This window comes from Geodermatophilus sp. YIM 151500, from assembly GCF_025716945.1.
GTDB lineage: Bacteria > Actinomycetota > Actinomycetes > Mycobacteriales > Geodermatophilaceae > YIM-151500.
This window is the reverse complement of record NZ_JAOVZT010000010.1, coordinates 156,275-166,832: the sequence shown is the minus strand read 5'-3', so window position 1 is coordinate 166,832 and position 10,558 is coordinate 156,275. Positions and strand designations below refer to the sequence as shown.

General features: G+C 70.7%; 10 protein-coding genes. 4 read left to right on the top strand and 6 right to left on the bottom strand.

The annotated features are described in order from the left end of the window. On the top strand, window positions 1-457 hold a 457-nt coding region (locus OF117_RS16665; protein WP_263553963.1), incomplete at its 5' end, for a DUF3040 domain-containing protein. 253 nt (window positions 458-710) lie between these two features. Here the strand turns inward: OF117_RS16665 and OF117_RS16660 are convergent. The 3 genes from OF117_RS16660 to OF117_RS16650 all read right to left on the bottom strand — a co-directional run bounded on the left by OF117_RS16660 (window position 711) and on the right by OF117_RS16650 (window position 4,211). Beyond that, window positions 711-2,303: a potassium/proton antiporter gene (locus tag OF117_RS16660; RefSeq protein WP_263553962.1), complete on the bottom strand. Its 1,593-nt coding sequence runs from the start codon at window positions 2,301-2,303 to the stop codon at window positions 711-713. 691 nt (window positions 2,304-2,994) lie between these two features. Further along, the gene (locus tag OF117_RS16655; RefSeq protein ID WP_263553961.1) at window positions 2,995-3,513 is read right to left on the bottom strand and encodes a VOC family protein; all 519 of its coding nucleotides are present in this window, start codon (window positions 3,511-3,513) and stop codon (window positions 2,995-2,997) included. Between the two features lie 119 nt (window positions 3,514-3,632). Beyond that, complete coding sequence (locus tag OF117_RS16650; RefSeq protein ID WP_263553960.1) at window positions 3,633-4,211, bottom strand: NADPH-dependent F420 reductase; 579 nt, start codon at window positions 4,209-4,211, stop codon at window positions 3,633-3,635. 93 nt (window positions 4,212-4,304) lie between these two features. On the opposite strand from OF117_RS16650, the gene OF117_RS16645 reads away from it, so the two are divergent. After that, the gene (locus OF117_RS16645) at window positions 4,305-4,823 is read left to right on the top strand and encodes a MarR family winged helix-turn-helix transcriptional regulator (RefSeq protein WP_263553959.1); all 519 of its coding nucleotides are present in this window, start codon (window positions 4,305-4,307) and stop codon (window positions 4,821-4,823) included. A gap of 253 nt (window positions 4,824-5,076) precedes the next feature. On the opposite strand, the gene OF117_RS16640 is transcribed toward OF117_RS16645, so the two are convergent. Together OF117_RS16640 and OF117_RS16635 are read right to left on the bottom strand one after the other, a co-directional pair. Next, the gene (locus OF117_RS16640) at window positions 5,077-5,388 is read right to left on the bottom strand and encodes a type II toxin-antitoxin system PemK/MazF family toxin (protein WP_263553958.1); all 312 of its coding nucleotides are present in this window, start codon (window positions 5,386-5,388) and stop codon (window positions 5,077-5,079) included. Beyond that, complete coding sequence (locus OF117_RS16635) at window positions 5,378-5,611, bottom strand: hypothetical protein (protein WP_263553957.1); 234 nt, start codon at window positions 5,609-5,611, stop codon at window positions 5,378-5,380. The genes OF117_RS16640 and OF117_RS16635 overlap by 11 nt, the downstream gene beginning before the upstream one ends. A gap of 546 nt (window positions 5,612-6,157) precedes the next feature. Here OF117_RS16635 and OF117_RS16630 point away from each other — a divergent pair. Together OF117_RS16630 and OF117_RS16625 are read left to right on the top strand one after the other, a co-directional pair. Then, window positions 6,158-6,820, top strand: a complete 663-nt coding sequence (locus tag OF117_RS16630) for a hypothetical protein (protein WP_263553956.1) — start codon at window positions 6,158-6,160, stop codon at window positions 6,818-6,820. A gap of 438 nt (window positions 6,821-7,258) precedes the next feature. Further along, window positions 7,259-7,528: a transposase gene (locus OF117_RS16625; protein WP_411969461.1), complete on the top strand. Its 270-nt coding sequence runs from the start codon at window positions 7,259-7,261 to the stop codon at window positions 7,526-7,528. 167 nt (window positions 7,529-7,695) lie between these two features. Here OF117_RS16625 and OF117_RS16620 read toward each other — a convergent pair whose 3' ends face one another. Beyond that, window positions 7,696-10,527 carry a WD40 repeat domain-containing protein gene (locus OF117_RS16620; protein ID WP_263553954.1) on the bottom strand — a complete coding sequence of 944 codons (2,832 nt, stop codon included), beginning with the start codon at window positions 10,525-10,527 and terminating at the stop codon, window positions 7,696-7,698. Window positions 10,528-10,558: the final 31 nt, after the last annotated feature.

The window sequence follows — 10,558 nt, the reverse complement described above, 5'->3', positions numbered from 1 at the left end:
CGACGGCGACGGCGACGGCGACGGCGACGGCGACGGCGACGGCGAATTCTGCGACGTTGCCGGTCATCGGCAAGGTGAGCCTGGCGCAGACGTCCGATCACACCACTGGTGCCGCACCACCGGCAAGAGGCATGGTCAGGTCAACAGGAGGTGGCTCATGCTCAGCGAACAGGAACAGCGGGCACTCGACGACATGGAACGGGCCTGGGAGGTCCGCACCGAGGCATACCGCCGCGACGCGATGTGGGCCGTGCGCCCTCCGACCGACCTGCCGACGGCGGTCGTCGCCGGCAGCTGGGCCGTCATCCTGCTGACCCTCTTCGGTCAGATGGACGCCGTCCTCGTCGTCGGCCTCGTGACCGCGCTGTACTGGGCGCTGTGGCACCTGAAGGGAATCCGCACCCGGCCCGCGTCGCCCCGATCGGATCGGCGGCGACTCCGTCGGCGAGCCGGGTGACCTCCAACGGGCTCAGCACGGGTGCGCCGCCGGCCGGGCGGACGACGCGCGGGCGGCAGAGCCGGTGGATGAGAGCGGACCCGTTGCACGGCCATCGACACGACCGTGACGACTAGATGCTGGGTCCCGACCAGGTAGGGCTTGGAACGACCTCGTCGAGCGCTGCGGATCTGCCTCCGAGCGGTCGGACCCGCGCGGGTCATCGGTCCTCGGAGGCAGCGAGTGACGGTGACGAGTCACGCCGGACGGCGGGTCATCGACGTCGCTGGGACGCCGTCTGCCGCAGCCGCCGCAGCGCGCGCCGCCACCGGGCCGCGGTGGTCGGTGACTGCGAGTCCCCGCTTCGCGAGCCGACCGACAGCTCGGCGCCGAGCCAGCGCGCCAGGCGCCCGGCCCGGTGCACCGCTTGGAGCCGGCGCTCCACCTGGCGGCGAGCGCGGCTGGGCACGATGAGCAGCAGCTGGTCGCCGTGCCGGAGCACGGTCTGCCGGTCGGGAACCAGGGTGTGCCCGTCGCGCACGATCAGCGAGACCACCGCGCCGGGCGGTAGCCGCAGCTCCCACATGGCGACCCTGTGCAGCTTGGACGCCGGCGGCACGGTGAACTGCATCAGGTCCGAGTCGATCGACTCCAGTGGCGCGGACTCGATCGTCACCTCGGTGGCGTCGCCTTCCTCGCCGACTCCGAGCAACCGGGCCAGCGGGGGAAGCGTGGGCGCCTGGATGAGGGTGAAGACGACCACCAGGACGAATACGGTGTCGAAGATCCGCTGGGCCGCGGGAACCTGCGCGCTGACGGGGATGGTGGCCACGACGATCGGCACCGCGCCTCGCAGCCCGGCCCAGGACATGAACGCCTGCTCCCGCCACGGCACCTGAAACGGCGTCGCGCAGACGATCACCGACACCGGGCGCGCCAGCAGCAGCAGCGCGCCTCCGACGAGGAGCGCGGGCAACAGCGCGCCGGGCAGCCGCCCGGGGCTGGCGAGCAGCCCGAGCAGGACGAACAGGCTGATCTGGGACAGCCAGGCCAGGCCTTCGGCGAAGCCGAGGGTGGCGTTGCGGTGCGGCAGCGGAGCGTTGCCCAGCCACAGCCCGGCCACGTACACCGCCATGAACGACGAGGCGGCCGCCACCCCTGCGACTCCGAAGGCGAGCAGTGTGAACGCGACGGTGGCGATGGGGTAGAGCCCGGCCGATGGCAGCGCGCTGTGGCGCAGCACGACCTCGCCGACCCGTGCCACCAGCAGACCGATGGCGGCGCCTGCGGCAAGTTGGTAGAGGACCTGCGCGAGCGCGAGCAGGGGATCGGCCTGCTCCCAGTCTCCACTCACGACGAGGGTGACCAGGATGACCACGAGGGGGTCGTTGAAGCCGGACTCGGCCTCGAGGGTTGCGCCCAGCCGGCGCCGCAGGGGTAGCCGGCGCAGTACGGAGAACACCGCGGCGGCGTCGGTGGAGGAGATGACGGCGCCGAGCAGGACGGCAGTCCGCAGGTCGACGTCCAGAATGGCGTAGGCGACGGCGGCGGTGACCGCCACACTCACGGCCACGCCCAGGGTGGCCAGCACCAGGGACGGCGCGAGGACCGGCCGGACGACCGCCCATCGGGTGGTAAGACCACCCTCGGCGAGGATGATGCCCAGCAGGACCAGGCCGACCACCTGGGTGAGCTGCGCGTCCTCGAATTCCAGCCCCAGACCGGCCTCGCCGACGACGAGTCCTAGGCCGAGGTAGATCAACAGCGTCGGAAGCCCCGCCCGGGCAGACAGCCGGACGGCCGCGACCGCGACGAGCAGCAGGCCGGTCACCGCCAGCACGACCACGTTCAGGTCGGCGACCGACACCGCCCCTCCATTCGGCGCCTCGCCGGGCGCCCGCCGTTCCGACGGAACCGCGGGTCGAGTGTCTGGCCGGCAACCGGTGTCGCCCGACCGGCGGGTCCCCACCCGGCCGCACATCGACTCTCAGGCATTGCGTCCTGGCACCCGATGCAGTCGGGGCCGACACCCCCGCACGCACGGGCGCGCGCCATCCCGGCGCCAGCGGGTCGGCGTCGCATCATCCTCGCACGGGGCCCACTGCTCTCAGCTGCCGTGTCTCGAGCGCCCCCGCCGCGACCTCTGGTTGGACCTGCCCGGGACTCCAACCCATAGTGGCCTCGGTATCGCCTGTCACCGTGGGGACTCTGACCTCGGTAGGTGCGCGGAGCGGCGCCGATGTCGTGAAGGTGCTGGCTCTGGACACCCGCGCCTCGCAGGGCCAGCCCGCACGCGGCGGGCCTGAGGCCACCCGCATCACGAGCTACGTCGCGCAGGCCGACGAGATCCATCGGCCTGGCCGTGCAGACCTCGTCGGAAGGCAGGACGCGCAGAGGAGCTCGCCCTCTCCGCCGACGCGGTATGGCTAGGCCCCGCCCGCTGACACCTGCGGAAGGCGCGAGGGCTGTCCGTCAAGCCGCTGGCCAGTGCACCGCGAGCGGCACGGCCGGGTCGGCGTTACCGGCGGTGGCCACCACCGGGGTCGCGTAGGCCTTGCTCACGTCCTCCCCAGCACGGGGCTGGGCACGCTGCCCGCAGTTCCCACGCCGGACCACCGGGCGATCTCGGCGGCCATGTCCAGGCGGTCGACCGGCGCGGCGTTCTCGAAGTCGCCCCATGCCTCGCGCGGCAGCATCCACATGACCTCGAACTCGTTGCCGTCGGGGTCGATGCCGTAGACGCTCTTGGTCGCGCCGTGGCTGGACTCGCCGGTGAGGGCCCCGACATCGGCCAAGATCCGCCGGGCCTCCTCCAGCTCCTCGATGGTGTCGACCTGCCACGCCAGGTGGTAGAGACCCACGGTTCCGCGCTGCCGCGGGGCGGCTCCGGCGCCGATACCGAACAGCCCGAGGTCGTGGTGGTTCCCCGAGCGCGCCAGGCGCAGGAAGGCGGCGTTCGCCCGCGGCTCACGAGCGGCGACCTCCATGCCGAAGGCGCCGGTCCAGAACCGCAGTGAACGCTGGAGGTCGCTGACGAACAGGACGGCGTGGTTGAGCCGGACGGCGGAGATGGTCATGACTGCTCCTCTGGACGGGCCTGCATCGGTGTGGGGTGCGGAAGCGGAGCGCGGGCGGTGCGTGGGGGCGGCGAAGCCGGCCGCCCCCACGCTCCGTGGGTGGCGCGGTGGGGCGGGTGTCAGGCGACCACGGCGAACCCGCCGTCCCAGGCGATCTTCTCGCCGGCGGCCAAGGTGATCTGCAGGAAACCGAGCGCCTCGAGCTCGCGGGCGCGACGCAGCGAGCCGGCGTCGACGGCCCGCAGGCCGGCAGCGGTGACGATCCCGGCCAGCAGCGACTTGGCGTCGGTGTCGTCGCCGGCGATCAGCACGGTCGTGGTCTGCTGCCCGCCGACGGTGCCGGACGCGAGGGTGGCGGAGAAGGTGGTGTTGAACGCTTTGACGACGCGGGCCTGGGGCAGCGCCACGGCGATCTGGGCGGCCGCCGAGCCGTCGGCCGGCACGACCAGGGAGTCGAACGTCTCGAAGTTCACCGGGTTGGTGATGTCGACGACGATCTTGCCGGCCAGCTGCTCTGCACGCGTGGCGATGATGTCGGCGACCGCGCCGTACGGGACGGCGAGGACGACGACGTCGCCGGTGACCGGCCTGGCAGCGTCGCTCTGGTCCAGCAGCTCGACGGTGTTGCTGCCCTTGCCGATGAGGCCGGCGATGGCCTGACCCATGTTGCCGTTGCCGATGATGCTCACGTGCGCCATGTCGGTGCTCCTGTCGGGTGATTGGTTGTTGCTACAACTTTCACTCGGCGCAAGGCACTTGTAGCGTCAACCATTCCGACGAAGGAAGTGATCGTGGGCACACCGTGGCTCGACCGGCGCCAGCTGCGCGCCTGGGTCCGCCTCATCGGGCTCGTCGAACTGCTGCCGGGCGTCCTCGACGGGCAGCTGCGCCGGGACGCCGAGGTGACGCACTTCGAGTACTACGTGCTGGCGATGCTCTCCGAGGCGCGTGGCCGCACGCTGCGGATGACCGAACTGGCCCGGCAGACGAACGCCACGCTGCCCCGGCTCTCGCACGTCGTCAGCCGCCTGGAGGACCGCGGTCTGGTCGAGCGCTTCCCGTGCCAGGATGACCGCCGGGCGACCAACGCCCGGCTCACCGCGAGGGGATGGGCGAGGGTGCAGGCGGCGGCACCCGGGCACGTGGCCACCGTGCGGCACCACGTCATCGACGCGCTCACCGACGAGCAGATCGACCAACTCACCGACATCGGGCAGGCCATCCTCGCCCGGCTCGACCCGACCGGGTCGATGGCCGCCACCTACACCCGCTACGACGACGCGCCAAAGCCAGGCGCCGACCACGCCTGAAGCGCCGTTCGCGATGCCGGCGATGGGCCGTCACCTTCCGGCCGATCTGGCGCGTTCGATGCTCGTCGAGCCGCAGCCATCTCCAACAACCTGGAGCATGCCTCCGGCATGAGTTCGACCCAGCACTCACCCTACGAACAGGAGCGCGGCGAGCACCAGCACCTGGTCATCCGAGTGGCAGCTTCCGTTCCTGCTGAGGAAGTCCTGACCACTCTCCGCGCCGGCCGCTCGCCATGCAGCTGCGGTGAGCTCGTCACAGGCCGAGGACCAGGCGCAGCGCGGCGTCGACCTGGCGCAGTTCATCGAAGCTGAGGTGCCCGGCCGACTCACCCAAGCGCTGCGGGTCCACCGCACTCGTCTGTTCGGCCAGCACCCGGGTTGGGCGGCCGTCGATGGACACCTCAGGACGGAACGTGGCCGCCCGGGCCGAGGCGGACGTCGGCGCGACCAGCCAGGTCGAGAGGGGCAGCAGGTCGGACTGCACGACGACGGCATAGCGGGTGCCGGCCTGCTCATGGCCCTGGGCGCCGCGGGGAGAGCGCAGGCGGTAGACCTCACCACGCACGCAGCGTCTCCATGTCCCGGAGGACCTGAGCGCTCTCGGCACGGTCGGTGTCATCGGCTGCCAGTGCGGCGGCCTCGGCACGCAGCCGGTCCTGCGCGGCCGTCTTGGCGGCCTGGATCAGGGCCGCCCGCACGGCGGTGGACACGGAGGTGCCGTCTTGCGTCAGGACGGCCAACGCTCGGCGGGCGTCTTCATCAGGGCGGAAGGTGATCGTCTCGGCCACTTCCTAAGTGTCTCACGCGAAGTAAGACGGCGGGAAGGCGCTGTGCACTGGCTCCCCAAGGCGGGTCCGACACGAGCCTCAGCGGCACTCAAGGCAATGGGAAGGCACGTCGGCTGTCGACTGAGCCCCTGACCAGGAAGGACACCACGCAGAGTCCCCAGCCTTCCAAGCTGGCCATGCGGGTTCGATTCCCGTCACCCGCTCCACTGCGATGTCGCGGGACCCCGTTCACAGGTGTCTCGCGACATCGTTCACGTGGGGGCCAGGCAGGCCGCGTCCTCGGGCGAGACGCCCAAGCTCGGGGTGTCCTCCGAAGCGGCTTCCCTCACTGGGCCTGGCCGGCATCACTACCCGAGGTCCGCAACACATGACGGCGTTCGACTGGCTCGATCGTCCAGCCTGGCCGTCGCTTCACTGCCCTGCCTGCGCGTGATCTTCCGGCGCGGGGTGAGCTTGCGGGTGTCGAGCGCCACGATGCGGCTACTGCTCCATCTGGCCCGCGTCAACGGTCCACCGTTCGGGTGATGAGCGTGCGCACTGGCCACGGTGAGCAAGGACGTCGCTCATGAGAGGCGCAGCACGCCCCGGCGCACGTTCATCTCGTCCACCACGGATCCGTGCCAGTCTGGCGGGATGGCGGACCCGGCGTCCTCGTTGGCGGCGCTGCACGAGCGGCTGCGCGAGGAGTACTACGCCCTGGTCAAGGTCGTCTCGGAGTTCGACGGGCGCCTGGTGACGGTCAAGGGCTGGTCGGTGACCCTGAGCCTGGCCGGCCTGGGGCTGGGCTTCCAGCAGGAGCATTACGCGCTGTTCGGGCTAGCCGCCGCGACCGCGCTGGGTTTCTGGTTCATCGACGCCTCCATGAAGCGGCACCAGATGCAGTACTACTCCCGGATGCGTGACATCGAGGTGCTCGCGCACCGACTCGCGCGGGACGAAGCAGCGGATCCTTCATCTCCGCTCGGCCCCGGCGCCGCGTCGTTCTCGTCCCCGCGCATCGACTGGTATTGGGGCTTCTCCGGGCACCAGCGCGACGAGCGGCTAGAACCGCCCCGCCGGCGCGACGCCGCCAACGTGGCGCGGCTACTCGACCGGGCGCCATGGATGGGACACGTTCTGCTGCCGCACGCCGTGGCGGTGGCGCTCGGCCTCGTGCTCTTCGTCCTAGCCGCCGTTGAGGTACCCGTCCTGGCGCACCTCGGACCCTGAGTGCTCAGCCGAGGCCGCCGATGTCTTCATGCTGCCAGTGGTCGTGCACTGGTGGGGCGCTGTCCACAGGATCAGACGTTGGCGCTGAAGTGCTCGCCGATGGGCTCCATGCAGCTGCCGGAAGGTGTCGTCGATGTCTCGATGACCACCGCGTCACCCGGTGCCAGAGCGGCGAGCGGGTCCGTGGTCAGCCGGTTCCCGAGCCTCGTGTGTTGAACTTCGCCAATCGCCTTCTCACGCCAATCGCCTTCTCACTCCAGCCAGAGACCGATCGACGACCGATCATTCCCCGGGCAGCTTTCCGCCCGCTCTCAGGAACAGCTTCGCCAGCTTGCGCAGCTGATCGGCCGAGCTGGTGTTCGTCGATGAGTGCGGCACGCACACCTCGATGACCCACCGCTGAGCGCGCGTAACTCGGGGCACCCGGGCGGTCGGGCGGTGCCGCGCGACCGGGGGCCGGTGACCACCCTGCTCGCCGGACTGTCGCTGACCGGGATGGCCCCGGCGATGACCGTGGATGGCGGCACCGACACCGCGGTGTTCGCCACCTACCTGGAGCACTTCCTGCTGCCCGCGCTGCACCCCGGGCGCATCGTGGTCGTCGACAACGTCGGCGCGCACAAGCCCGACCGGATCCGCGCCCTGGTCGAGGCAGCCGGCCGGCGGCTCGTGTTCCTGCCCGCCTATCGCCGGACCTGTCCCCGGTAGAGGAAGCGTTCAGCAAGATCAAGACCCTCATCCGGGCGGCCGCCGCGCGCACCCGGGCGGCGCTGGACGCCGCTATCGCGGTGGCCCTGGCCGCGGTCACCGCCGACGCTGCCGGCTGGTTCGCCCACGCCGGCTACCCCACTCCCCAAGACGCCTGCAAACCGCTGTCAGTTCGCACACGAGCGAGCAGTCTGACCGTCCAGGAACTGCCGAACCTCATCGCCGGAGAGATCTCGGTTGGCGATCGTGCAGGCCTTGTCGACCCAGGATTCGACGCTCGTGTCCACGCGCGTGACGTCGCCTCCCGGGCCGACGACGGCGAGCTCGTCACCGTCGCTGCTGAAGGCCATCTCACTCCACGGGTCGCTGATGTCGATCGGCTCCCCGATGCGCTGGCGGTTTCCGACGTCCCAGAGCTCGTGGGCCGGCGAGGAGCTGACGAGAGTTCGGCCATCAGGGCTGAACAGGAGGTCGTACACGCGTCCCTGCGGTCGCTCGGACGTCAGACCGATCAGCTCCCCGTTCCCGACGTCCCACAGCCGGATCAGCTCGTCGACGCCTCCGGTGGCAAGGATGTCCCCGTCCGGACTGAACGCCATGCTGGAGACCCGACCGTGGCCGAGGAGCGGCTCGTCGACTGCCAGTTCCCGCTTCCCGACATCCCACAACCACACCGGGCCGTCGGGTCCCGCGACGGCCAGGGTTCTGCCGTCGCGGTCGAAGGCCAGCACCGCGTCATCGTGCTGGAGGATGTCGAGCTCGGCGTAGCGCTCGAGCTCCGCGGGGACCGGTGGCTGCGCCGGGAACGTGGCACGCCGATCCCCCGTCATGTCTTCCAGCAGCTGCACTTCTCCCGAGTCGTCGGCGATCGCGATGACGGATCCGTCCGGGGAGAACGCAGCGCCGATCGCAGGCCCGCCGACGCGCCACAGCTCACGGCCGGTCTGCGTGTCGATCAGCGCGAGGGCCTCCTGCTCCTCCTCCGTGATGGCGACCGTCACCCTGGTGCCATCGGGGCTGAGGGCCGCGCCCCGCCACAGACTCGAATCGGCCGGTCGGGGTATCGACCTCGATCCATCCGTGCGCGCGTCCCAGAACTGCAGCACGGGTGAGTCGGAGGAGGAGAAGGCGAAGAGGCCGCGCTGGTTCCCGACGATGTCGGAGCCGGCGATGTCGTCCGTGCCGTTGAGGACCCTCGTGGCGAGCCGCGACGTGACGTCCAGGTCGTGCAGGATGACGGCTCCCCCGCTGGAGCCGGAGACGAGGAGTCCGCTCGGTCCGAAGCCCACGACCGTTCCGCCTCCCTCGATGTTCCGGTCATGGCTCGCCAGCAACCGCGCCGGCTTCGTCAGATCGGACGTCGCCCAGATCCCGATCTCCCCGTCGTACGTCGCCGCGGCGATGACGTGTCCTTCCGGGCTGTAGGCCAGTCCGCTGACGTGGCCCGTCAGTCCCGTGAGCTCGGCGACCGCGCGGTCATCCTGAACGTCCCAAACGAGCGGCACGCTGGACAGATCGTTCGCGACGGCGACCTGGTTGCCGTCAGGGCTGACGCCCATGCCGGAGTTGATGCCCTCCCCCTGCCCGGGGAACGGGACCTGCCGGCCATCCCACGTCCCCGTGTCCCAGGAGACGACACCCGCCTGGAAGAGCAGGATCGCTGAGTAGAAGCGGCGACCGTCGGCACTGAACTGCACGCTCTCGACACCCCCGACATGGCCGGTGAGGGTGAACTTCTCCGCCCAAGTGTTCGCCTCGAACACGTGGATCGACCGACGTGTGCCGTCCGAGAGGCCCATCATCGATTCAGTGCGGGTCAGAGCCCCGCCACCCGCCGCGAGCCACGTGCCGTCGGGGCTGAACGCGAGGCTACGCACCGCCGGATCGATGACCTCGAGGCGGCGCACGAGATCGAGCGAGGGGCTGTCCCAGATCGCGAGCGTGCCGTCAGCCCCTCCCGTCGCCAGGACGCGACCGTCCGGGCTGAAGGCGACGGCGAGGGCATGGCCGTCATGCGCGACAACGGGCGGGGCCAGCTCGCGGCCGGAGCCCACGTCCCACACGGCGAGCACCCCATCGTGGTCGACAACCGCGGCGACCGCACCGTCGTTACTGAGGGCGACATCGCCCACCTCCGGCCCCTCGGAGCGGAGGTAGCGCTGCGCGTCCGGCGTCCGCTGCACCGCCGTGAGCAGCGCGTTCCTGGATTCCGCCGTGTCCTCGACCGCCGACGCATGGACGCCGAGGAGTGCGGCGCGATCGAGGTGCCGGTCCAGGCTGTTGATCGCCGCCGCCGCCAGGAACCGGGAGGTCGCAACCTGCCGTTCCTGCTCGGCACGGTTCCTCGCCTGCCACGCGGTCACCGCGAGAACGCTGACGAGCACGGCGAACGCCGTGATCACTGCGATGACCGCCCGCGTCACCCGCACGGTCCGCCGGTGCTGGCGCACGTCCTCCCCGATGAGCTCGTCCTTGGGCCGCCCGTGGATGGTCGCAGCCAGGTCGGCGATGGCCTCGCGGAATTGCGGATGCTGCAACGACAGGTCGTGTTCGGTCCGCGCCCAGCGCAGATCCACGTAGCGGGGTTCTGCCGTGAAGCGTCCGCGCGCGGTCGCCGGCAACGCGTTCGTCACGGTCCAGTCGAAGTCCCTCGCGCCCTCGTCCCAGGCCAGCCAACCGTCGGTCAGCGCTACCAGCACTCGCTCGGACGACTTGTGCTCGCACCAGTACTCGACCTCGCGGCCGACCCAGTGCGAGGCGGCGGCCTCCGCCGAGGCGAGCAGGATGAAGAAATCGGACGCGTCGAGAGCCCGTTCGATCGACGGCCAGAGAGCCGGAGAGACCGACAGGCTCGTCTCGTCGCGGAAGATGCGCAGGGCACGCATCTGTCGCCAGGACTTGGTGAAGCGGCCGAGCCCGCGCTGGATCGCCGGCGCGAGTTTCCCGTCCAACGCGTGGCTGTAGGAGATGAAGCCGTCGTATCCCGTCTCGCGCCGCACCGCCCGTTTCACCGGTGACCGAGATCGCATG